Consider the following 24,098-nt stretch of genomic DNA (forward strand, 5'->3'; position numbering starts at 1 on the left):
ATAATAACCCTTTAATTTGTGATGATAATGAACAATATGCGATTCTCCCGCTGGCTGGCTTTTTTTGCACTCGCCGCCAGCATTACGCTTGCGCTTCCCGCGCAGGCGAATACCTGGCCTCTTCCTCCACCGGGCAGCAAGCTGGTCGGGGAAAACAAGTACCACGTTGTTGAAAATAACGGGGGTTCACTGGAAGCCATCGCGAAAAAATACAACGTCGGTTTTCTTGCCCTGTTGCAGGCGAATCCTGGCGTGGATCCCTACGTCCCCCGCCCGGGCAGCGTGTTGACCATCCCACTGCAGACGCTGCTGCCGGATGCGCCGCGTGAAGGCATTGTCATCAACCTGGCTGAACTGCGTCTCTACTACTACCCTCCAGGGAAAAATGCGGTCACGGTCTACCCTATCGGCATTGGCCAACTGAGCGGCGATACTCTGACCCCGACGATGGTCACGACGGTTTCCGACAAGCGCGCTAATCCAACCTGGACGCCGACGGCGAATATCCGTGCCCGTTATAAAGCGCAAGGGATCGACCTTCCTGCGGTGGTTCCTGCCGGACCGGATAACCCGATGGGACATCATGCCATTCGCTTAGCTGCTTACGGTGGTGTCTATCTGCTGCACGGCACCAACGCCGATTTCGGCATTGGCATGCGCGTCAGCTCAGGCTGTATCCGCCTGCGCGATGGCGATATCGAGACCCTGTTCAGACAGGTTACGCCAGGCACCAAAGTGAATATCATCAATACGCCTATTAAAGCCTCGATTGAGCCGGATGGTACGCGTCTGGTCGAAGTCCACCAGCCGCTGTCGAAAAATATTGATGATGACCCGCAGGTTCTGCCTATTGTGCTGAACAGCACCTTGCAGGCGTTTAAAGATTCTGCGCAGACGGACGCGGCGGTGATGCAGCATGTGATGGATGTTCGCTCCGGGATGCCGGTCGATGTCAGACGCCATCGTGAGGTGGATCAGCAGTCGATGTAATAACCGTTCCGGACATGAAAAAGCCCCGCTGAATCTATTTTCAGCGGGGCTTTTTTTATGTCGCGTTATTTTGCAGTAGCAGGCATCAATGAGGGGGGAATGCTTATTTATAAATTACCGCAGTACCGTGCAGGTTGTTCGGACCCGTCACAGAAGTAATGCGGAAAGATTTCGCACCCATCGCATCCGCTTTCTGCGCCAGTTCGTCCTGCAGCGAACTCAGGTTAGTCCCTGCGTTTGCAGAGATGGTGCCGACTTTTTGCTGACCAGCAGGCGTTGACTGCACTTCAACAGCCGCGACGCTTGCGAATGACAGAGAACTGAGAACAGCAGCAGCGATGAGAGTTTTTACGTTTTTCATAATTGTGACCTTTTGCAGATGATTGGGCGTCGTAAGTATTTACTTAACGATCGATAGGTAAATAATAGATGTGATCCAGGTCACACGTCAACCCATTTTTTATAACGATCGTTATATAAAATAAAAAACGCTTATCTTTCATGTAACTAGGCTAAAAATATTTTTCTCGCGAATGCGCTGGAGCCTGTGCGGATTTATTTTTATAATAGGTGTTCACTAACTCCATTAAGGTACAACGGCACCATGACAACTGAATCGACAAGTTGCGTAAAAAAAAGCCGTGGCCGACCAAAAGTGTTCGACAGGGAAGCCGCGCTTGATAAGGCCATGACACTCTTCTGGCAGCACGGTTATGAGGCGACATCGCTTTCTGACCTTGTTGAAGCAACGGGTGCGAAGGCGCCAACGCTGTATGCGGAATTTACTAATAAAGAAGGACTGTTCCGCGCGGTGCTGGACAGATACATCGCTCGCTTCGCGGCAAAACACGAAGCGCAGTTGTTCTGCGAAGAAAAAAGCGTTGAGGCGGCGCTGGAGGATTACTTCACCGCAGTAGCAACCTGTTTCACCAGCAAGGACACCCCCGCAGGCTGCTTTATGATTAACACCTCCGCGACGCTTGCCGCGGCATCACGCGATATTGCGCATACGGTGAAATCGCGTCACGCCATGCAGGAGCAGACCCTGACGCAATTTCTGCGTCAGCGGCAGGAACGCGGTGAAATTCCGGCATACAATAACGTGCAAAATCTTGCCGAGTATCTGAGCTGCATTTTGCAGGGCATGTCCATCAGCGCCCGCGAAGGCGCCAGTTTTGAGAAGCTGATGCAAATCACCCACACTACCCTGCGCCTGTGGCCTGAACTGCTTAAGGCCTGATCGTTTTTTCTGACCGGGAAACGCCGTTTCCCGGTTCTTCTTCGACGAAATCCCCACACAATAATTAATGTTATCATTTAGTTAGGTTCAACTTTTCACAAAAATCTATTGATAATAGAAATTATTATCAGCAATATTCGCATTTGATTTTACATCTGTTTCACAATGTAACAGCTGGCACCGACCGGCTAAAACACCATCACCTGCACAGATATTTTCAGAAAGGAATGCGAATGAATAAGCGTCTTTGGGTCCTCAACCCGATCCTGTTGGCTCTGACTCTGCCCGCTGCGGCGGCACAAACAGAAGAAGAAAACCTCATCGTCAGCGCCAACCGCAGCCAGAAAACCGTCGCCGAAATGGCGCAGACCACCTGGGTGATTGAAGGCCAGGAAATTGAGCAACAGGTTCAGGGCGGAAAAGAGTTTAAAGACGTGCTGGCACAACTGATCCCCGGCATTGACGTCAGCAGTCAAGGCCGCACCAACTACGGTATGAACATGCGCGGTCGCGCGATTGTCGTGCTGATTGACGGCGTACGCCTGAACTCATCGCGTACTGACAGCCGCCAACTGGATGCAATTGACCCTTTTAACATTGCACACATAGAGGTCATTTCAGGCGCAACGTCGCTGTATGGCGGCGGCAGTACCGGCGGCTTAATTAACATCGTCACTAAAAAGGGCCAGGCGGAACGCCAGGTAGAGCTTGAACTGGGCGGTAAATCTGGCTTTAACAACAGTAACGATCGCGACGAGCGCGTTGCCGCAGCGGTCAGTGGCGGAACGGATCGTGCGTCTGGCCGACTGTCCGTGGCTTATCAGCGCTTTGGCGGCTGGTACGACGGCAATGGCGACGCCCTGATGCTCGACAACACGCAAACCGGTCTGCAACACTCCGATCGTCTGGATGTGATGGGAACCGGGACTCTCGACATCGATGACCAGCGCCAGATACAGTTGGTCACCCAGTATTACAAGAGTCAGGGGGATGAGGATTACGGATTGTACCTGGGTGAAAATATGTCCGCCGTTACCGGCAGCGGCACCGCCAGCACCCGCAGCGGACTCAGTTCTGACCGTATTCCAGGGACTGAGCGCCATCTGATCAGCCTGCAATACTCCGACGCGGACTTCTTCGGTCAGAATCTGGTCAGCCAGATCTATTACCGCGATGAGTCGCTGAAATTCTACCCTTTCCCGACGCTCAGCAAAGGTCAGGTGACCAGCTTCTCAGCCTCGCAGCAGGACACGGACCAGTACGGTGCCAAAATCACGCTCAACAGCCAGTTGATGGATAACTGGGAGCTGACGTGGGGTGTCGACGCGGACCATGAAACCTTCGACTCCAACCAGAAGTTCTTCGATCTGGGCTGGTCTGTGCCGTCAGGCGGAATGGACAACCGCACGGCCTATACGACAGGGCGCTACCCCGGCTACAGCATCACCAACTTCGCCCCGTTCCTGCAAAGCAGTTATGACATCAATGACATCTTCACCCTGAGCGGCGGTGTGCGCTATCAGTGGACGGAAAATCGGGTTGATGATTTTGTGGGCTATGCGCAGCAGCAGGGGATCGCCAATGGTTTAGCGAGCTCTGCCGATGTCATTCCTGGAGGTAAAACCGATTACGACAACTTCCTGTTCAACGCCGGACTGTTGGCGCATCTCACCGAACGCCAGCAGGCGTGGTTTAACTTCTCCCAGGGCGTTGAGCTGCCGGATCCCGGGAAATATTACGGCAACGGCACTTACCAGTTGGTGGGCGATCGTTACCAACTCCAGCGCAGCGTGAACGTGGCAGATTCGCGTCTGGAAGGCATCAAGGTCAATTCGTATGAGCTGGGCTGGCGCTATACCGGCGATAATCTGCGTACCCAACTGGCGGCGTACTATTCGACGTCCGATAAGTCGATTGTGATTAACCGTAGCGATATGACGATCCGCGTGGAACCTGACGATCGCCGGATTTACGGCGTGGAAGGCGCGGCGGACTACTTTATCCCTGACAGCGACTGGAGTCTGGGGGCGAACTTTAACGTGCTGAAATCCGAAGTGAAACAGAACGGGAAATGGGAAAAATGGGATGTGACGCTGGCCTCACCGTCCAAAGCCACCGCCTGGGTCGGCTGGGCGCCAGAGCCGTGGTCGTTGCGGGTTCAGACCCAGCAATCGTTCGATCTCAGCGATGCCAGCGGCAACAAGCTGGACGGCTATAACACCGTGGACTTTATCGGCAGCTATCAGCTCCCGCTGGGTAAACTGACCTTCAGCATTGAAAACCTGCTGGATGAAGATTACACCACCTTGTGGGGACAGCGCGCGCCATTGCTGTACAGCCCAACCTATGGCAGCCCGTCGCTGTACGAGTATAAGGGTCGGGGTCGTACCTTTGGTCTGAACTACGCCTTAACCTTCTGATAAAAAAAGCCCCTCAGCCTGAGCGAATGAGGGGCTAACTTGCAGAGTACAGCTTTTTTACGCTTTGTTATTCAGAATCAACTGGCCGTTGTTATCCAGCGGGATCTGCGTGCCAGGATCCTTATCCATGCGGATCTTGCCCTGCTGGTCGCCAATTTTGTAGGTGACGTCGTAACCGAGCATTTTTTCCGATTTGTCATAGACGGTTTTGCAGCGTTGCTGTGTGGACGTATAAGTGTCGTTTTCCTGCATTGAGCCCTGGATTTGGTTGCCGGCGTAACCGCCCCCCAACGCCCCGACCACCGTCGCCACGTCTTTACCTCGTCCGCCGCCAAACTGATGACCAATCACGCCACCGGCAACCGCACCCAGCACCGAACCGGTTATGCGGTTCTCATCCTGAACAGGTTTGCGATGCGTCACCGTCACGTTGCGACACGCCTGACGCGGCGTCTTAATCGTCTCTTTGATCGGTGTTGCAGAAACCACCTGAGCATACTGTGGGCCACGATCAAACACGTTCAGACTGGCAACCGCCGCCACACCCAGCGCAGCAGCTACGCCAATCCCTATACCCGCCAACATCGATTTATTCACGGGAGATCCTCCTTCTTTGCTATTGGTTACAATTTTGCAACCAATGCAATAAGACGCCCATCAGACAGTGGATGAAAATATCGCTGATCGCGGCTAAAACAGGATGATTCAGAGAACTCTGAAGGTAGAAGAAGAATGATGAAGGCGCTCAGCACCGCCAGCAGACGGTGCTGAGTCAGGCAGGATTAATGCAGTTTCAGACGCGGACGGATCACACGGTTAATGCTGCCCACCAGCATCATCAGACCGGTTTTGAAATAGCCGTGCAGCGCGATCTGGTGCATACGGTACAGAGAGATGTAGACAAAGCGAGCGATACGCCCTTCCACCATCATCGACCCTTTCGTCAGGTTGCCCATCAGACTGCCGACGGTCGAGAAGTTAGAGAGCGAAACCAGCGAACCGTGATCTTTGTACTGATACGCTTTCAGCGGCTTGCCGTTCATCTGAGCCAGAATGTTGTTCATCGCGCAGGTCGCCATCTGATGCGCAGCCTGAGCACGTGGCGGCACAAAGCCCCCTTCCGGACGCGCGCAGGAGGCACAGTCGCCAATCGCGTAAACATCAGGATCGCGGGTTGTCTGCAACGTCGGTTCTACCACCAGTTGATTAATCCGGTTGGTCTCCAGGCCGCCAATCTCTTTCATAAAGTCCGGCGCTTTGATCCCCGCCGCCCAGACCATCAGGTCGGCTTCAATATATTCGCCGTCTTTGGTATGCAGGCCGCCCGCATCCGCACTGGTCACCATCGTCTGGGTCAGGACGCGAACGCCAAGCTTTGTTAACTCGTTATGCGCCGCTGCAGAGATACGCGGCGGTAGCGCAGGCAGAATGCGTTCACCGGCTTCCACCAGCGTCACGTTCAGCGCGTCGTTGGTCAGCCCTTTGTAACCGTAACTGTGCAACTGTTTCACTGCGTTATGCAGTTCCGCTGACAGCTCTACGCCGGTGGCGCCGCCGCCGACGATTGCAATATTCACCTTGCCGTTCGCGCCAAGATTCGCGGAATATTTCAGGAACAGGTTCAGCATTTCCTGATGGAAACGACGTGCCTGATGCGGGTTATCAAGGAAGATACAGTTCTCTTTGACACCCGGCGTGTTGAAGTCGTTGGAGGTACTGCCCAGCGCCATCACCAGCGTGTCCCAGGCAATTTTGCGCTCAGGCACCAGCAGCTCACCCTTCTCATCGCGCAGTTCTGCGATGGTGATGGTTTTCGCTTCGCGATCGATATTCATCACAGAACCCAGCTGGAACTGGAAGCCGTGGTTACGGGCATGCGCCAGATAGCTCAGCGCGTCCACGCCTTCATCGAGCGATCCGGTCGCGACTTCGTGCAGCAGAGGTTTCCACAGGTGGCTGTGATTCCTGTCAACCAGCGTGATTTTCGCTTTTTTTTTGCGACCCAGCTTGTGCCCTAACTGCGTCGCCATTTCCAGTCCGCCAGCTCCCCCGCCGACAATCACGATCTTTTTCAGTGGTGTAGTCAACGTGACCCCCTTAAAATGATTAACCAATTGTTAATTAAACGTTATAAACATAGCCTTTAATTAACAACAAGTTACGACAATGAAAATGTCCTTCGAGAGTGAGAATAACACATGCGGTGCATTGGTCATACCAAAATTGATGTGTATCAAGTTTTGCTGCTGAAAAGATAGACAACGCCGGAAAAACAGGCAAAAAAAACCAGCCCGAAGGCTGGCTTGATCCGACGATTCCGGCTGACGCAGGTTTTAGCCCAATGTCTTAAACGCCTTGATTCGCTGCAGGTGCGGCGAAATATTCTTAAACTTATGCGTCTGCTCTTCGTCCCACACGATCTCATAGAAATGGTGTAGCTCTTCAGAAGCGCGCTGACTGTTCAGGGCTTCGTCATGACGCGAGAGAATGACCAGGCAACGATCGCGATTTTTCTCGCGAAAATTGGTCACACACTTGGTCGCAATATCCGCATACTCTTCCGGACGATCGATCTTGCCTTCCATATTTTCATACGGGAACAGGTTCGGATTAAACACCACCTGGCGAACATCACAAAGAAAACCAATGCGTTCAGCCCAGTAGCCGCCGAGGCCAACGCCGCAAATCAACGGACGCTCATCAACATTGAGCTGCAACATTTTGTCTACTTCTTTCAGCAGATGCTGCATGTCATGTTTCGGATGACGCGTGCTGTAGCTTATCAGTCTGACGTCCGGGTCGATAAACTGCAGCTGCAAGACTTTTTCGTGGTTTCCCGGACTGCTGGAGTCGAAACCGTGTAAATAGATAATCATCGCATCCTCACCAAACGTGCGTTAATGACCTGCTTTCTCTTCCTGCCAGCGTTCATGTAACTGGTTGAGCTGCGCGCTGACGGTTTTCCAGCGAGCCGTGTCCATCAGTTCCTGACGCGAAAATGAACCTTTATGATACAAACGTGTAACACGCTCTGCATTGATCGGCGACAGATTATCTAACACACTGACCGCCCCTTTACGATTATTGCAGACCAGAATCATATCACAACCCGCGTCCAGCGATGCCTGCCCGCGCTCGGCATAGCTGCCCATGATTGCCGCCCCTTCCATCGACAGGTCATCAGAGAAAATAACGCCGTCAAAGCCTAGCTCCTGGCGCAAAACCGTTTTCAGCCAGTGCGGGGAACCGCTCGCCGGACGCGGATCGACAGCGCTGTAAATGACGTGCGCCGGCATGATGGCGTCCAGCTTGTTTTCCGAGATTAGCGTACGGAAAACCGACATATCTTTTGCACGAATTTCCGCTTCAGGACGCGGATCGGTCGGCGTCTCTTTATGCGAATCCGCAGTAACCGCGCCGTGACCCGGGAAATGTTTGCCGGTGGTTTTCATTCCCGCCGCATGCATGCCGTCAATAAAACGGGTCGCCATCGCCAGCGCGTTGAGCGGGTCAGCATGATAGGAACGTTCGCCAATGGCGGCGCTGATATGTCCGACATCCAACACCGGCGCAAAGCTGATATCGATGTCCATCGCGATCATTTCACTGGCCATCAGCCATCCGGCCTCTTCCGCCAGCCTGCCGCCCTCTTCCAGCCCGTGCAGCGCCGCAAAGGACTGCGCGGCTGGCAGCCGGGTAAATCCTTCACGGAAACGCTGTACGCGCCCACCTTCCTGATCGACGGCGACCACCAGATGGTTGTGCGACGCCGCGCGGATCTGGCGCACCAGTTCACGTAACTGCGCCGGGTCGTGGTAATTGCGCGCAAACAGAATCAAACCGCCCACCAGCGGATGAGCCAGGATCTCCCGCTCTTCCGCATCCAGCTCAAACCCTTCGACATCCAACATTACTGGACCCACACTGCTCTCCTTAATTCTTCGTTGCCAGCTGCCGCCAGGTTGCATCAGCCAGACTGATAAATTGTCGTTCGCCGGTCTGTTGCCAGCGGTATTCAAACCAACCGGCCTTCAGCATCAGTATCCACGGATACCAGCGTCTGACCTGTTGCCATAATTGTTGCCCGTCCATGCGCGCGCGAACGGCATAGGCCTGCACCAGTTGCCGGTGTTGCTGAACATCCTCCACCCACACCGCCGCCAGTTCAAGGGCGACATCACCGTCTCCGGCGTATTCCCAGTCGATCAGCCGCAGTCCTGCTGAGCCGTGAACGATGTTCGCGGCATGGACATCCATATGCAGCGGCGCGAGGCGCAGCGGACGCGGCTCGCCCTGCTTGCGCAGACGTTTCAGCGCTCTCAGCCAGTTCGGGGTTCGTCGTGCCGGATCGCTCCCCTGCCAGTATTGCTCCAGCAACGGTAGCAGATGGATACGCCAGCCGAAGCGAGGCTGCTGATGAAGATAATACAGTAAGCCCGCCAGTTCGTCGGCATCCGGCAGCCCCGATTTTATCTCGCCAGGGACGTAGTCCACCGCCATCCAGCCGGGTATATAAAAACGCGGCTTCGGTGCAAGGTGTTCAGGTAACCGCGATAAGGCGTGATATTGGCGTAAAAAATGCGCTTGCGGCGCATCGGGATCGTGATGACGGCGAAGAACCAGCCGCTGGGTTGAGTTTTCAATAATCACGCACCCGCCGCTAAGACCACGCTGGCCTTCGGCGACGGGACGATAGTGCGGAAAGTAGCGCAACAGCACTGCGTCGCGCCCTGGTATGTTATTGCTGCTGAACGGCACCTTTACCTGACCAGATTATCTCGCCAGTTTGTACCAGCATTAATTGCATTTGCAGCGATGGCGCGTTGACGTTACCCGAAGCACTGGAATACAACACATAGTGCGCGCCGACATTACGGGCAATACCAATCGCCTTGCTGCGCGTTCCCAGACTGTCCTGCGGCGACAGCCCTAACTGCTGTTTTGCCAGCGACAGCTGTTGCGCGGAGACCAGGGTAAATTTGCCATTGTTCGCCAGCGCATTACGCAGCGTTTCTGTGGCTTCGCCTGCGTTTAGCGAACCGTTAGTGCGGTTATTGACGCTATCGACCAGCAGTACGCTCCCCGCCGTGACGCCATCAGCCTGCAGCATTTTGCCTACCATCGGCTGCATCGCGCTATTCCAGTCGTAATGACGTATGCGCGGTGCCGGTGCCGCGGTCTGATCTTCATGTTCAATAGGACCCGGCTGTCCCGGGATCGTGGGAACCGAAGGTACCCCCGGAGCGGGTTCTTGCGGCTGCGCGGGCTGTTCCGGTGTGGGTTTCACCTCATCAACCGGTGCAGGTTCACGTTGCACCACACAACCGGACAGGAACATCGCCAGCGCGGCTATCAATGCGTAGCGACTCATTTTTGTCTTCAAGATTCACCCCTTACAAATAAAGATAAAGTCTGACTTTGTGCGCCCCCAGATAATTGGCGCTGCCATACAACGTGACCGACGAATGCGCTGGTATCGTCACGCTGCGTGGCGCTTCCAGAGGGTGCATCTCCAGCCCTCTGGCGTCATACCAGTAAAAGCGATAATGAACGGTAACGGGTTCTTGCCTTTCGTTATACAGCGTTGAGGATGCAGAGGGCTGAATATCAGACGTGGTCAACGTCGGCTCTTGCGCGGTGATCCCCGCCGCCAGTAGCGTCGACTCCATCACCAGCGACTGCTCATCGCTTACCGGGATCTCAGGATGAGAACGGCACCCGGCAAGTAAGAGCAGACCCAGCGAAAGCGCAATGCATCCTCTGATCATCATTACAGCCCTTTGTGCGCGAGCATAGGACCGAGCGCGCGACCGCCCAACAGATGCATATGGATGTGATACACCTCCTGGCCGCCATGACGATTGGTGTTCATGATCAAGCGGTAGCCATCTTCGGCAATGCCTTCCTGTTCGGCAATTTTTGCCGCAACGGTAATCATCCGTCCCAGCGCTTGCTCATGCTCAGCGGTAACATCATTAACCGTCGGGATCAGAACGTTGGGGATGATCAGAATGTGTGTAGGCGCCTGCGGTGAAATATCCCGGAATGCCGTCACCAGGTCATCCTGGTAAACGATATCGGAAGGGATTTCACGACGAATAATCTTGCTGAATATAGTCTCTTCTGCCACGACGTTTTCCTTTTCTAAAAATAGCCATGCGTGATGTCATGCTACGCTGAGCCACACTGCGAGTATAGAGTATTAGCGACTTAACCCCGCTCTTTCAACCTTAACCCACGATTTCTTAAGCAAAAAATCGCCTCAGTGATGCGCTTATCGCCATTTGTCCCCTCTCCTGCGCAAAAAAGTAGTGAAACAAGATTTCAGAAAGCAAGTTACATCTGTTTACAGAGATAATATGAATGCGTATATTTCGCATTTGCATTTTCATGCGCATTTAACGGTTAGAAAAATAAAAAGGGGCTCATCGCCACCTCTTACGGCCTGAGCCAGGACTCGTTCACGATTAAGGGCTTTCTGATGTCTTTCACAACACACAACAGGGATGAACAATGTCAGGCTGCTGCAACACCATCGTTGCTGGCAGCCTGTATCGCTATGGCACTGATGCCATCCATGAGTTTCGCGGCGGCCACGCCAGAAGAGACCGTCATTGTCGACGGTTCTGCGCCAGCGACCACCTCGGACAGTGACGAACGGGATTACAGCGTCAAATCCACTACCGCCGGAACCAAAATGATGATGACCCAACGCGATATTCCGCAGTCGGTCAGCATCATCAGCGAGCAACGCATGGATGACCAGCAGTTGCAAACGCTGGGCGACGTGATGGACAGCACGCTCGGGATCAGCAAAAGCCAGGCGGACTCTGACCGCGTCAGCTACTTCTCCCGTGGTTTCCAGATTGATAACTATATGGTCGATGGTATTCCGACCTATTTCGAATCCCGCTGGAATCTGGGTGATGCCCTCACCGATATGGCACTCTACGAGCGCGTGGAAGTGGTGCGCGGCTCAAACGGCCTGATGACCGGTACGGGCAACCCGTCGGCCTCCATCAATATGATCCGTAAACATGCGACCAGTCGTGAGTTCAAAGGCAACGTATCGGCGGAATATGGCAGCTGGAACAAACAGCGCTACGTGATGGATCTGCAAAGTCCGCTCACCGATGACGGTAATGTGCGCGCACGCGTTGTGGCGGGTTATCAGGACAACGACTCCTGGCTCGATCGCTATCACAGCGAGAAAAACTTCTTCTCGGGCATTATTGATGCTGACCTGGGTGAAACCACCAGCCTTGCCGCCGGCTATGAATATCAGAAAATCAAAGTGGACAGCCCTACCTGGGGTGGTCTGCCACGCTGGAATACCGACGGCAGCAAAAACAGCTACGACCGCGCCCGCAGCACCGCGCCAGACTGGGCGTATAACGATAAAGAGATCAACAAAGTCTTTGTCACACTCAAACAGCGTTTTGCCGACACCTGGCAGGCGACGATGAATGCGACCCACTCGGAAATCAAATTCGACAGTAAAACGATGTATGTCGATGCGTACGTGAATAAGGCAGATGGCATGCTGGTCGGTCCTTACGGCAGCTACGGACCGGGCTATGACTACGTTGGCGGCACGGGCTGGAACAGCGGCAAGCGTAAGGTTGATGCGCTGGATCTCTTTGCCGACGGCGGTTATGACCTGTTCGGTCGTCAGCACAACCTGATGTTTGGCGGCAGCTACAGCAAACAGAACAACCGCTATTTCAGCTCCTGGGCAAACGTCTTCCCGGCTGAGATTGGCAGTTTCAATAACTTCAATGGCAACTTCCCGCAAACCGACTGGGCACCCCAGTCGCTGGCCCAGGACGACACCACGCACATGAAGTCGCTGTACGCTGCGACGCGTATTTCGCTGGCTGACCCGCTGCACCTGATCCTCGGCGCGCGCTACACCAACTGGCGTGTCGATACCCTGAGCTACAGCATGGAGAAAAACCACACCACGCCATATGCCGGTCTGGTTTACGACATCAATGATAACTGGTCAACTTACGCCAGCTACACCTCCATCTTCCAGCCGCAGAACAAACGCGACAGCAGCGGGAAATACCTCACGCCGGTCACCGGCAACAACTATGAGGTAGGTCTGAAGTCCGACTGGATGAACAGCCGACTGACCACCACCCTCGCCGTGTTCCGCATTGAGCAAGATAACGTTGCCCAATCGACAGGTGCCCCAATTCCGGGTACCAATGGCGATATCGCGTATAAAACGGCGAACGGAACCGTCAGCAAAGGGGTTGAATTCGAAGTTAACGGGGCGATCACCGATAACTGGCAGATGACCTTTGGCGCAACGCGGTACGTTGCGGAAGATAATGAAGGCAACGCCGTCAATCCGAATCTGCCGCGTACCAGCGTCAAGCTGTTCACCAGCTACCGTCTGCCGGTAATGCCCGACCTGACCGTGGGCGGCGGCGTGAACTGGCAGAACCGCGTGTACACCGACACCGCGACGCCATACGGCACCTTCCGCGCAGAACAAGGCAGTTACGCACTGGTGGATCTGTTCACCCGCTACCAGGTGACCAAAAACTTCTCTGTGCAGGGTAACGTCAACAACCTGTTCGATAAAACCTACGACACCAACGTCGAAGGATCGATTGTTTATGGTGAGCCGCGCAACGTGAGCATCACCGCAAACTATCAGTTCTGATCGCCCTGTCGATGACGGCGTTGGCGCTTTACCCGGTTATCAGCGCGTCATCAGGTGTTCCAGAATGTAAAAAAGGCAGCCATTTGGCTGCCTTAGTTCTCCCCAACTTATTTGGTCTTAGCTGTTACGGATGTATTCATCCATCTCAGTTTTCAGGTTATCGGACTTCGTACCGAAAATAGCCTGAACACCGGAACCGGCAACCACCACACCTGCCGCACCCAGTTTCTTCAGGCCAGCCTGATCCACTTTCGCCACGTCAGCCACGCTGACGCGCAGACGGGTAATGCACGCATCCAGGTTAGTGATGTTTTCTTTACCACCAAACGCCGCAATCAGCGCCGGTGCCATTTCACTGGTCGCGCCCGCTTTCGCGTCGTCGGTATTATCTTCACGACCCGGAGTCTTCAGATCCAGCGCTTTAATCAGCACGCGGAAGATGGTGTAGTAAACAATCGCATAGCCCGCACCAACAATCGGGAACAACCACAGCTTGCTGCTGTTACCGGACAGCACGATAAAGTCGATCAGACCGTGTGAGAACGACGTACCGTCACGCATACCCAGCAGGATACAGATCGGGAACGCCAGCCCAGCCAGAATCGCATGGATAACGTACAGGATCGGCGCAACGAACATGAAGGAGAACTCGATCGGCTCGGTGATACCGGTCAGGAACGAGGTCAGCGCTGCGGAGATCATGATGCCGCCCACTTTGGCGCGGTTTTCTGGTTTAGCGGAGTGCCAGATAGCAATGGCAGCAGCCGGCAGACCATACATTTTGAACAGGAAGCCGCCAGACAACATACCCGCAGTCGGGTCGCCCGCCATGTAGCGAGGAATATCGCCGTGGAAGACCTGACCTGCCGCGTTGGTGTACTCGCCAATCTGCATCTGGAAAGGAACGTTCCAGATATGGTGCAGACCAAACGGTACCAGGCAGCGTTCAATGAAGCCGTAAATACCGAACGCCACGACCGGGTTCTGGTAAGCAGCCCACTGAGAGAACGTCTGGATAGCAGTACCGATCGGCGGCCAAATGAAGGACAGGACCACACCGGTAAAGATCGCCGCCAGACCAGAAATGATCGGCACGAAGCGCTTACCAGCAAAGAAGCCCAGATACTCAGGCAGCTTGATACGGTAGAAGCGGTTAAACATGTACGCTGCAATCGCACCGGAGATAATCCCCCCGAGTACACCCGTATCCGCAAGGTGTTTTGCTGCGATCTCTTCAGCAGGTAAATGCAGAACCAGCGGCGCGACCACAGCCATGGTTTTCACCATGATGCCATAAGCGACAACCGAAGCCAGAGCCGAAACGCCATCATTGTTGGTAAAGCCAAGCGCGACACCAATAGCGAAAATCAGCGGCATGTTTGCAAAAACAGAACCGCCGGCTTCTGCCATCACGTGCGATACAACGGCTGGCAGCCAGCTGAAGTTTGCGGAACCGACGCCCAGCAGGATACCTGCGATAGGCAATACGGATACCGGCAGCATCAGCGATTTACCGACCTTTTGCAGGTTAGCAAATGCATTCTTAAACATAATTGAGAGTGCTCCTGAGTATTTGTGCTTTCTACGTTCACACGCATTGGCGAGGGGGGAGAACCCCGCCGTGGACAGGGCATCTAAGTGCCCTTTATTTATTACACAGAGTAAAATAAATCGGCGAAATATAGTTTGACGGCTATCACGTTTCAACTCTGGAGAGCGCATCAAGTTGCACATTTTGCCAAAAAGGGTATCAGAATGTGTCAGATTGCTCATTCACCGCCCACTTTGTGGCGGTGAACTTTACTCGCTTTAATTATTAATTACGAGCTTTAAAAAAACTCAACTACGAGGCTGACTGCAGACGGGAAGCGTTGATATGGAACAGGCGGGCAAAGTTGTCGGTGGTTATCTGCGCCAGTTCTTCAACCGCCACACCTTTCAATACGGCCATGTATTCTGCCACGTCGCGAACCATCGCAGGCTGGTTCTCTTTCCCCCGATGCGGCACCGGCGCGAGATACGGGGAATCCGTCTCCACCAGCAGTCGATCCAGCGGCACATACCGCGCGGCGTCACGTAACTGTTCAGCATTACGGAAGGTCACAATGCCGGAAAAGGAGATATAAAAGCCCAGATCCAGTAGTTTACCCGCCGTTTCTCTGTCTTCTGTAAAACAGTGTAGTACGCCGCCACAATCCGTCACGTTTTCATGGCGAAGAATCGCCAGCGTATCAACGCGGGCATCGCGCGTGTGGACGATAACCGGCTTGTTCAGTTCACGACCGATCTGGATATGCTGAATGAACGACTCCTGCTGGCGCACTTTTGTCTCAGGGGTATAAAAATAGTCCAGCCCCGTCTCTCCCATCGCCACAACGCCCTCGTCAGCCGCCAGATGACGCAGTTCTTCCAGATCATAGGGTTCGTCCTGATTTAGCGGATGCACGCCGCAGGAGAAAACGACGTTATCGCGCTGACCAACCAGTTCCCGCATGCCGCGGTATCCCGGCAGCGTCGTTGCCACCGCCAGACAGAATTTCACATCGCGCGCGGCCGCCTTCGCCAGCACGTCATCCACATCCTTATGCAGAGATTGATAATCCAGGCCATCAAGATGGCAGTGCGAGTCGACTAAAAACATAATGTTTCTCTTACAGGTGGGGAACAGGCAACACGGTGCCTGGTTGCAGATAATGTTCGATTTGCAGAAGAAGATCGGTTAACACCAGTTCACGGTTTATTCCGGTCACGTTAAGCAGCTGTTCGCGACAGTGGCAAATGGCGTTAAGGATTGCCTGAATACGCATCTGAGACAACTGGCCGGCAATCGTGGCGATAAGTTGCCCGGCATCCGCGTTGGTCATCGCGGTGGCCCCGTGCTGACGTTTAAGCGCATCCATCATTAATGTCGCCTGCCAGTGTAGTCTGGCAGGCGCCTGTTCGTGATTCAGCACCGTCAATAATGAATACCAGTCACCCGCAGGGATGCTGCTTGCCAGCGCCTGACACAGCGCGTCGCGCTGGGACCAACTTTCGGCGTCCAGTAATGTCAGCGCCGCGCCCGGAGAACCGGCGCTCAGGCGCAACGCGGTCAATAACGCGTCTTGTGACGCTGTCACTTCTCGCGCAAGCCACGATACCGCGTACTGTTCCGCCGGTGGCGCGAGATGGTGTAAACGGCATCGGCTGCGCAGTGTCGCCAGTAATCGCGCGGGTTCACGACTGGCGAGAAAAAACCAGGTTTGCGCGGGCGGTTCTTCCAGCGTTTTAAGCAGCGCATTGGCAGCGGCATCCGTCATCAGTGCCGCATCCGGGATCCAGACCACTTTTGCTCCGCCCAGCCGCGCACGCTCATACAGTTTTTCACTCACTTCACGTACCGCATCAATGCCCAGCGTGTTTTTCCCTTTTTCAGGGAACAGAGAATAGTAATCCGGATGCGTGCCTGCCTGCATCAACTGGCAGCCACGGCAGTGACCACAGCTTTTGTGCCCTTCCGGTTGCTGGCAAAGCAGATAGCGGCTCAGCGCATAGATCAATGCGTCGTCGCCCATCCCCGGTAAAGCCTGAATCAGTAGCGCATGGTGACCCCTTCCCGCCTGATAGCTGGCTACCAGTTTTTCGAAATCAGGTCGTAACCATGGATACCATTTCATTCGCCCTGCTCCTTCACCCACTCGGTGATGGTGGTACGGATATCGTTCATCACGGTATCCAGCGGTTGCGTCGCATCAATTGTCCGGATGCTGGGGTCCTGGGCTGCGAGATCCAGATAGCGGGCGCGGGTACGATTGAAGAAATCAAACGATTCCTGTTCGATGCGGTCCAGTTCACCGCGGGCACGGGCGCGTTTCAGACCCACCTCTGGCGTGACGTCCAGGTAAAGCGTTAAATCCGGGCGAAAGTCCCCCAACACGGCATCGCGCAGCGTCGCCAGCATCTGCTGATCGACCCCACGCCCACCGCCCTGATACGCCTGTGTGGACAGGTCGTGACGGTCGCCAATCACCCATTTACCCTCTTCGAGCGCAGGTTTGATCACCGTTTCAACCAGTTGCACGCGCGCGGCGTAAAACATCAGCACTTCGGCCTTTACGGTAATGGTTTCGTCACCGACCGAACGGATATCCAGCACCAGGCTACGCAGTTTTTCTGCCAGCTGTGTACCGCCCGGCTCGCGGGTAAAAACCATGTCGCGAATACCGAGTTGTTCAAGCGTCTCAACCACAACATTTTTTGCGGTCGTTTTTCCGGCGCCTTCCAGCCCCTCGATGACGATATAATTACTGCGCATTTTTTTCCTTAAGCACTTTCAGGTAGTCCTGCACCGACCGGTTATGGCTGGCAAGATTAGTATTAAAAGTATGGCCGCCTTTACCGTCGGCCACAAAATAGAGATACGGTGTTTTAGCCGGGTGCGCCGCCGCTTTCAACGAGGCTTCACCTGGCATCGCAATGGGTCCTGGCGGGAGCCCGGTGATAGTGTAGGTATTATAGGCCGTTGGCGTCTCCAGGTCCGCGCGCGAGATCTTGCCATTATAACGCTCCCCCATCCCGTAGATCACGGTAGGATCGGTTTGCAGACGCATCCCGACGCGCAGGCGGTTAATAAAGACGGAGGCGACCCGATCGCGTTCACTGGCAATGGCCGTCTCTTTCTCAATGATCGAGGCCATCGTTACCAGTTGATTTTGATCTTTATAGGGCAACCCTTCCGCTCGCCCTTCCCAGATGTGCTCAACCGCCTTCACCATCTTTTGATGCGCGCGCTTGAGCAAGGCAATATCTGTGGTGTTGGCGGTATACATCCAGGTATCAGGCCAGAACCAACCTTCCAGCGCCTCTGTATTCTCCAGGCCCAGCGCTTTTGCGACGGTTTCGTAGTTATCATCACTCAGAGTGTGTTTGATGTACGGCGCGTCTCGCAGTTGCTTGAGATAATCACTTAACCGCATGCCTTCCACCAGTCGCAGCGGGAACTGTGCCTCTTTCCCGCTTTCCAGCAGTTGCAGCATCTCGCGCACGCTCATGCCCGGCATTAAACGATAGGTTCCCGCCTTAAAGTGGGAAAGATCCGGCTCGACCCGTAGCAGCCATTGAAACACGCGAGGACGATTAATGACCCGATCCGCATACAGTTGCTCGCCCAGGGCCAGACGACCGGTTCCCGGTTTGAGGGTAAAAATGGTCTCTTCTGTAATCAGGATTTTACTGTCCGCCAGATGGCGAACTTTCCACATTCCCGCGCCTGCGGCAATGCCCAATACAACAACCAGTAAAAGGACAACACGAAACAATTTTTTCATGACTAATTCGGATGCTCACACAATGGGGCCAGAAACTCAAATAATGCACGTGAAGACAACGTGTTAGCGCCATAAGCCCGAACGGGCACGATCGGCATCAGCGCATTACAGACCACCATTTCATCGGCATGTTGCAGCGCTTCTTCGCGGGCATTCGTTTCGACAACCTGAAAAGACGATTGTGCCAGTTTCCGGATACAGAATTGTCGCATAATACCGTTCACTCCCGCCTGATCGAGGCGCGGCGTGTAGACCACATTGTCTTTTCGCCAGAATAAATTAGCCGCACAGCATTCCGTAACCCAGCCCTCACTGTCAAGAACCAGCGCCTCATCGGCGTCCGTCTGCTCAAGATGAGAGCGGATCAGCACCTGTTCGAGACGGTTCAGGTGCTTAATACCGGCGAGCAGAGGGTTGCGACCCAGACGAACCGGGCTTAAGGCGAGCGTGATCCCTTGCTCGCGCCAGAGGTCATAATGTTGCGGATACGCAAAGACGGAGAGAATGCGGGTGCTGTCATGGCAATTCGCGCCGCTGTATCCTCGTCCCCCACTGCCACGACTGATGATCACCTTCAGAACCGCGCGCGAATGACCAGCGGCCAGCGTGGTCATTTCCCGTTCAAGCGCGTCCCAGTCATCAAAGGCGATCTGCAATGTCGAGCAGGCCACCTGCAAACGCCGCAGATGCGCCGCCAGCAGCGAAACCGCGCCGTCGAGAATACGCGCAGTAGTAAAACAACCATCGCCAAACTGGATAGCGCGATCGCTTGCGGGAAGAGATTCCTGTTCACGGCCATTGATCAAGAACATAGTGGCTCCTTATGAGTGGCACGTTAGTGTCGCAGGATGGATGGCGCAGGACAAGGGAAGTGCACGCAATAAAAAAGGCCCGACAAGCGGACCTCTTTTAGCCTGGAAGCAGAACGGCGGTCAGACCTTTTTAAAGATCAATGAACCGTTAGTTCCACCGAAACCGAAGGAGTTACACAGCGTGTACTCCATTCCGCTGACCTGACGCGCTTCGTGAGGAACGAAGTCCAGATCGCAACCTTCATCCGGGTTATCCAGGTTGATGGTCGGCGGAACAGCCTGATCGCGCAGCGCCAGGATAGAATAAATCGACTCTACCGCGCCCGCTGCACCCAGCAGGTGACCGGTCATGGACTTAGTGGAACTCACCATCACTCGGCTTGCCGCATCGCCAAAGACGGATTTAACAGCCTGCGCTTCCGCTTTATCGCCAGCCGGCGTGGATGTCCCGTGGGCGTTAACGTAACCAATCTGACCAGGTTCAATTGCCGCATCACGCAGCGCGTTGACCATCGCCAGGGCCGCACCAGCACCGTTTTCCGGCGGTGACGTCATGTGGTAAGCGTCACTGCTCATCCCGAAGCCAACGACTTCAGCATAAATTTTTGCACCGCGCGCTTTTGCATGTTCATACTCTTCCAGTACGACCATGCCCGCACCGTCACCCAGTACAAAGCCATCGCGCTCTTTGTCCCACGGGCGGCTGGCTGCTTGCGGGTTTTCATTACGGGTAGACAGCGCACGTGCTGCGCCAAAGCCGCCTACGCCCAGTGGCGTACTGGCTTTTTCAGCACCGCCCGCGACCATCGCGTCCGCATCGCCGTATGCAATGATACGCGCGGCTTGACCGATGTTATGTACGCCTGAGGTGCAGGCGGTCGCGATAGAGATGCTCGGCCCACGCAGGCCATACATGATGGTCAGGTGACCTGCCACCATGTTAACAATCGTCGACGGAACGAAGAATGGGCTGATTTTACGCGGTCCACCGTTCACCAGAGAACTATGGTTTTCTTCAATCAGTCCGAGACCGCCAATACCAGAGCCGATAGCGGCACCAATACGGGATGCGTTCTCTTCCGTTACTTCAAGGCCAGAATCCTGCATGGCCTGCCAGCCTGCAACAATTCCATATTGTATGAAGGCATCCATCTTGCGCTGTTCTTTGCGCGAGATAATGTCATCACAGTTAAAATCCTTTACTAAGCCAGCAAATTTCGTTGCATAGGCGCTAGTATCGAAATGGTCGATCAGGCTGATGCCACTCTGACCGGCAAGGAGAGCTTTCCAGGTAGACTCTACGGTATTGCCGACAGGAGACAACATGCCCAGTCCGGTCACAACTACACGACGCTTAGACACGGTTGTCCTCCAGGGAGGGATAATTGATTCAAGTGGGACAAAAAGATAAAACTCAGGCGGTCGAATGACCGCCTGGAGATGTTCACTTACGCCTGGTGGCCGTTGATGTAATCAATGGCAGCCTGAACGGTGGTGATTTTCTCAGCTTCTTCGTCCGGAATCTCAGTATCAAACTCTTCTTCCAGAGCCATTACCAGCTCAACGGTGTCAAGAGAATCTGCGCCCAGGTCTTCAACGAAAGAAGCATTGTTGGTAACTTCTTCCTGCTTAACGCCCAGCTGTTCGCCGATAATTTTCTTAACGCGTTCTTCGATAGTGCTCATACTCTTAAATTTCCTATCAAAACTCGCTTTCGCGATGGTTTTCGTAGTGTATAAAATGTTGAAAAATTTGCAACTAAATCCCGGCAGGTCTTACCACGATTTTACGTTATTTTGAGGCCAAGACCTATAATAACGCAAATATTTTTCTACGCGTCACCCTTCAAATTGTCTCTGTGTTGGCTGCGTCCTCAATGCCTGGTCACATAGTCATCTATGCTCGCAGGCTTTTCGGTCTTGCCGCCTTGATACAATTTGGATGATTTTGCGTATCTCGTGGTTAAACCATATACATCCCGCCGTTGACGTGCAAAGTCTCACCCGTGATGTAACCTGCTTCGTCAGAGGCTAAAAATGCAACCGCACTGGCGATCTCTTTCGGATCGCCAAGACGACCTGCAGGAACTGCCGCCAACGTACCCGCACGCTGCTCATCAGTCAGCGCACGCGTCATGTCCGTTTCAATAAAGCCCGGAGCAACAACGTTCACCGTAATACCGCGGGACGCAACTTCGCGCGCCAGCGATTTACTGAAGCCGATCAGACCCGCTTTCGCCGCAGCGTAGTTAGTCTGACCCGCATTTCCCATGGTACCAACCACAGAACCGACAGTGATAATCCGCCCATGACGTTTTTTCATCATAGCGCGCATTACCGCTTTTGACAGGCGGAAAACTGATGAAAGATTGGTTTCGAGAATATCGTTCCACTCATCATCTTTCATTCGCATCAGCAGGTTATCACGTGTGATACCGGCATTATTAACCAGGATATCCACTTCACCAAATTCTGCGCGAATTTTTTCCAGAACAGATTCGATAGATGCAGGATCAGTCACATTCAACATCAGACCTTTACCCTTCGCACCTAAGTAATCGCTAATGGCCTGAGCGCCACTTTCGCTGGTCGCGGTACCGATAACGGTCGCGCCACGGGCAACGAGCGTCTCTGCAATTGCGCGGCCAATACCGCGACTTGCACCGGTAACCAGCGCGATTTTTCCTTCAAAACTCATGGTGTTCCTCTTTTATTGCGCAAGTGCCGCCGACATCGCCGCCGGTTCGTTCAGAGCCGAGGCCGTCAGGGTATCAACAATACGTCTCGTCAGGCCCGTGAGGACTTTACCCGGTCCCACTTCATACAGGTGTTCGACACCTTGCGACGCCATTAATTCGACGCTCTTCGTCCACTGTACCGGACTGTACAACTGGCGCACCAGCGCATCGCGAATGGCGTTCGCGTCAGTTTCGCACTTCACATCCACGTTGTTAATAACCGGTACAGACGGCGCGTTAAAGGGTATTGTAGCTAATTCCGCCGCCAGTTTTTCCGCCGCCGGCTTCATCAGCGCACAGTGAGACGGTACGCTCACCGGTAACGGCAGCGCACGTTTCGCACCGGCAGCTTTACAGGCTGCACCAGCACGCTCAACGGCTTCTTTATGCCCGGCAATAACGACCTGACCCGGCGAGTTGTAGTTCACCGGTGAGACGACCTGGCCTTCTGCCGCGTCTTCACAGGCTTTCGCAATGGACGCATCATCAAGACCGATGATAGCAGACATGCCGCCGGTGCCTTCCGGAACCGCTTCCTGCATGAATTTACCACGCAGTTCAACCAGACGCACTGCATCAGCAAAATTAATGACACCGGCACAAACCAGCGCAGAGTATTCACCCAAGCTATGACCCGCCATCAGCAATGGTGCTTTACCGCCCTGTTGCTGCCAGACGCGATACAGCGCAACAGACGCGGCTAACAGCGCAGGCTGCGTCTGCCAGGTCTTGTTCAGTTCTTCAGCCGGCCCCTGCTGGGTCAACGCCCACAGGTCATAGCCCAGCGCCGCAGAAGCTTCAGCGAAAGTCTCTTCGACGATGGGGTAACTTGCCGCCATATCGGCTAACATTCCAACGGTCTGGGAACCCTGTCCAGGGAACACAAATGCGAATTGCGTCATGTTTAAATCCTTATACTAGAAACGAACCAGCGCGGAGCCCCAGGTGAATCCACCGCCAAAGGCTTCAAGCAACACAAGCTGACCTTCTTTGATACGGCCGTCACGCACAGCTTCATCCAACGCGCAAGGGACGGAGGCCGCAGACGTGTTGCCGTGCCTGTCCAGTGTCACCACCACATTGTCCATTGACATGCCCAGCTTTTTGGCCGTCGCGCTGATGATACGCAGGTTAGCCTGGTGCGGAACCAGCCAGTCGAGTTCGGAGCGGTCAAGGTTATTGGCCTCCAGCGTCTCGTCGACGATGTGTGCCAGTTCAGTAACCGCCACTTTGAACACTTCATTACCCGCCATCGTCAGATGAATCGAATTTTCCGGATTCACACGATCGGCATTCGGCAGCGTCAGCAGTTCGCCATAGCGACCGTCAGCATGCAGGTGGGTAGAGATGATGCCCGGCTTGTCGGAAGTGCTCAGCACCACGGCACCCGCACCATCGCCAAAAATAATGATGGTTCCACGATCGGTCGGATCGCAGGTGCGCGCCAGAACATCGGAACCGATCACCAGCGCGTGTTTAACCGCGCCGGATTTAACGTACATATCGGCGACGCTCAACGCGTAAGTAAAACCGGCACATGCTGCGGCGACGTCAAACGCCGGACAGCCTTTGATGCCCAGCATGTTCTGAATCTGGCATGCCGCGCTGGGGAAAGCATGTGTCGCTGAGGTGGTCGCCACCACAATCAAGCCAATCTGTTCTTTATCAATGCCCGCCATTTCCAGCGCACGTTGAGCCGCCTCAAACCCCATCGTTGAGACGGTTTCATTCGGCGCAGCAATATGGCGTTCACGGATACCTGTACGGGTGACAATCCACTCGTCAGACGTATCGACCATTTTTTCCAGATCGGCGTTAGTCCGCACCTGTTCAGGCAGATAGCTGCCAGTACCAATAATCTTTGTATACATGTACGCTCAGTCACTTTTTGGTTATATACCGCGCATCACAACGGC

24 protein-coding genes are annotated in these 24,098 nt (G+C 54.2%); 4 read left to right on the forward strand and 20 right to left on the reverse strand.

Annotation, left to right across the window (positions count from 1 at the left end):
* Window positions 1-24: 24 nt before the first annotated feature.
* A complete protein-coding gene (gene ldtC / locus QQZ17_RS03725) occupies window positions 25-990 on the forward strand; it encodes a L,D-transpeptidase LdtC (RefSeq protein ID WP_152406349.1) in 966 nt (321 codons plus the stop codon).
* Between the two features lie 103 nt (window positions 991-1,093).
* Here ldtC and bhsA read toward each other — a convergent pair whose 3' ends face one another.
* On the reverse strand, window positions 1,094-1,351 hold the full coding sequence (gene bhsA / locus QQZ17_RS03730; RefSeq protein WP_152405058.1) for a multiple stress resistance protein BhsA: 258 nt from the start codon (window positions 1,349-1,351) through the stop codon (window positions 1,094-1,096).
* A gap of 243 nt (window positions 1,352-1,594) precedes the next feature.
* On the opposite strand from bhsA, the gene comR reads away from it, so the two are divergent.
* On the forward strand, window positions 1,595-2,230 hold the full coding sequence (gene comR, locus QQZ17_RS03735; protein WP_152405059.1) for a TetR family copper-responsive transcriptional repressor ComR: 636 nt from the start codon (window positions 1,595-1,597) through the stop codon (window positions 2,228-2,230).
* 233 nt (window positions 2,231-2,463) lie between these two features.
* Entirely contained in the window at window positions 2,464-4,650 is a 2,187-nt protein-coding gene (locus tag QQZ17_RS03740; protein WP_152405060.1) for a TonB-dependent siderophore receptor, read from the forward strand.
* Window positions 4,651-4,707: 57 nt separating this feature from the next.
* Here the strand turns inward: QQZ17_RS03740 and QQZ17_RS03745 are convergent, their stop codons facing one another.
* From QQZ17_RS03745 to hinT, 8 genes are all read right to left on the reverse strand, one after another.
* The gene (locus QQZ17_RS03745; protein ID WP_152405061.1) at window positions 4,708-5,247 is read right to left on the reverse strand and encodes a glycine zipper 2TM domain-containing protein; all 540 of its coding nucleotides are present in this window, start codon (window positions 5,245-5,247) and stop codon (window positions 4,708-4,710) included.
* A 185-nt stretch (window positions 5,248-5,432) separates the two neighbouring features.
* Window positions 5,433-6,737, reverse strand: coding sequence for an NADH-quinone dehydrogenase (gene ndh / locus QQZ17_RS03750; protein ID WP_152405062.1), 1,305 nt, complete (start codon window positions 6,735-6,737; stop codon window positions 5,433-5,435).
* 246 nt (window positions 6,738-6,983) lie between these two features.
* The gene (ycfP, locus tag QQZ17_RS03755; protein ID WP_152405063.1) at window positions 6,984-7,526 is read right to left on the reverse strand and encodes an alpha/beta hydrolase YcfP; all 543 of its coding nucleotides are present in this window, start codon (window positions 7,524-7,526) and stop codon (window positions 6,984-6,986) included.
* Window positions 7,527-7,547: 21 nt separating this feature from the next.
* Complete coding sequence (gene nagZ / locus QQZ17_RS03760; protein ID WP_152405064.1) at window positions 7,548-8,573, reverse strand: beta-N-acetylhexosaminidase; 1,026 nt, start codon at window positions 8,571-8,573, stop codon at window positions 7,548-7,550.
* 10 nt (window positions 8,574-8,583) lie between these two features.
* A complete protein-coding gene (gene thiK / locus QQZ17_RS03765; protein WP_152405065.1) occupies window positions 8,584-9,408 on the reverse strand; it encodes a thiamine kinase in 825 nt (274 codons plus the stop codon).
* Window positions 9,389-10,021 (reverse strand): penicillin-binding protein activator LpoB, encoded by a 633-nt coding sequence (gene lpoB, locus QQZ17_RS03770; RefSeq protein ID WP_042319606.1) that lies wholly within the window; start codon window positions 10,019-10,021, stop codon window positions 9,389-9,391. Before lpoB ends, thiK begins: the two co-directional genes overlap by 20 nt.
* Window positions 10,022-10,043: 22 nt before the next feature.
* Complete coding sequence (locus tag QQZ17_RS03775) at window positions 10,044-10,418, reverse strand: YcfL family protein (protein WP_152406350.1); 375 nt, start codon at window positions 10,416-10,418, stop codon at window positions 10,044-10,046.
* A gap of 2 nt (window positions 10,419-10,420) precedes the next feature.
* Window positions 10,421-10,780 (reverse strand): purine nucleoside phosphoramidase, encoded by a 360-nt coding sequence (hinT, locus tag QQZ17_RS03780; protein ID WP_046479571.1) that lies wholly within the window; start codon window positions 10,778-10,780, stop codon window positions 10,421-10,423.
* A gap of 351 nt (window positions 10,781-11,131) precedes the next feature.
* Between hinT and fhuE the strand changes: the two genes are divergently transcribed.
* Entirely contained in the window at window positions 11,132-13,327 is a 2,196-nt protein-coding gene (gene fhuE, locus QQZ17_RS03785) for a ferric-rhodotorulic acid/ferric-coprogen receptor FhuE (RefSeq protein ID WP_152405066.1), read from the forward strand.
* A gap of 117 nt (window positions 13,328-13,444) precedes the next feature.
* On the opposite strand, the gene ptsG is transcribed toward fhuE, so the two are convergent.
* The 11 genes from ptsG to fabH all read right to left on the reverse strand — a co-directional run bounded on the left by ptsG (window position 13,445) and on the right by fabH (window position 24,053).
* Window positions 13,445-14,878, reverse strand: a complete 1,434-nt coding sequence (ptsG, locus tag QQZ17_RS03790) for a PTS glucose transporter subunit IIBC (protein ID WP_042319612.1) — start codon at window positions 14,876-14,878, stop codon at window positions 13,445-13,447.
* 292 nt (window positions 14,879-15,170) lie between these two features.
* Window positions 15,171-15,968 carry a metal-dependent hydrolase gene (locus QQZ17_RS03795; protein WP_152405067.1) on the reverse strand — a complete coding sequence of 266 codons (798 nt, stop codon included), beginning with the start codon at window positions 15,966-15,968 and terminating at the stop codon, window positions 15,171-15,173.
* Window positions 15,969-15,978: 10 nt separating this feature from the next.
* Window positions 15,979-16,983, reverse strand: coding sequence for a DNA polymerase III subunit delta' (gene holB, locus QQZ17_RS03800; RefSeq protein ID WP_152405068.1), 1,005 nt, complete (start codon window positions 16,981-16,983; stop codon window positions 15,979-15,981).
* On the reverse strand, window positions 16,980-17,621 hold the full coding sequence (gene tmk / locus QQZ17_RS03805) for a dTMP kinase (RefSeq protein WP_152405069.1): 642 nt from the start codon (window positions 17,619-17,621) through the stop codon (window positions 16,980-16,982). Before tmk ends, holB begins: the two co-directional genes overlap by 4 nt.
* A complete protein-coding gene (gene yceG, locus QQZ17_RS03810; protein ID WP_152405070.1) occupies window positions 17,611-18,633 on the reverse strand; it encodes a cell division protein YceG in 1,023 nt (340 codons plus the stop codon). The genes tmk and yceG overlap by 11 nt, the downstream gene beginning before the upstream one ends.
* A gap of 2 nt (window positions 18,634-18,635) precedes the next feature.
* Window positions 18,636-19,445, reverse strand: coding sequence for an aminodeoxychorismate lyase (gene pabC, locus QQZ17_RS03815; protein ID WP_152405071.1), 810 nt, complete (start codon window positions 19,443-19,445; stop codon window positions 18,636-18,638).
* Window positions 19,446-19,565: 120 nt separating this feature from the next.
* Window positions 19,566-20,807, reverse strand: coding sequence for a beta-ketoacyl-ACP synthase II (fabF, locus tag QQZ17_RS03820; RefSeq protein WP_152405072.1), 1,242 nt, complete (start codon window positions 20,805-20,807; stop codon window positions 19,566-19,568).
* 86 nt (window positions 20,808-20,893) lie between these two features.
* The gene (gene acpP / locus QQZ17_RS03825; protein WP_000103754.1) at window positions 20,894-21,130 is read right to left on the reverse strand and encodes an acyl carrier protein; all 237 of its coding nucleotides are present in this window, start codon (window positions 21,128-21,130) and stop codon (window positions 20,894-20,896) included.
* 277 nt (window positions 21,131-21,407) lie between these two features.
* Window positions 21,408-22,142 carry a 3-oxoacyl-ACP reductase FabG gene (gene fabG / locus QQZ17_RS03830; protein WP_042319622.1) on the reverse strand — a complete coding sequence of 245 codons (735 nt, stop codon included), beginning with the start codon at window positions 22,140-22,142 and terminating at the stop codon, window positions 21,408-21,410.
* 12 nt (window positions 22,143-22,154) lie between these two features.
* Window positions 22,155-23,084: an ACP S-malonyltransferase gene (gene fabD, locus QQZ17_RS03835; RefSeq protein WP_152405073.1), complete on the reverse strand. Its 930-nt coding sequence runs from the start codon at window positions 23,082-23,084 to the stop codon at window positions 22,155-22,157.
* 15 nt (window positions 23,085-23,099) lie between these two features.
* Complete coding sequence (fabH, locus tag QQZ17_RS03840) at window positions 23,100-24,053, reverse strand: beta-ketoacyl-ACP synthase III (RefSeq protein ID WP_046479400.1); 954 nt, start codon at window positions 24,051-24,053, stop codon at window positions 23,100-23,102.
* Window positions 24,054-24,098: the final 45 nt, after the last annotated feature.

Source organism: Citrobacter sp. T1.2D-1, assembly GCF_950098555.1.
Lineage (GTDB): Bacteria > Pseudomonadota > Gammaproteobacteria > Enterobacterales > Enterobacteriaceae > Citrobacter_A > Citrobacter_A telavivensis.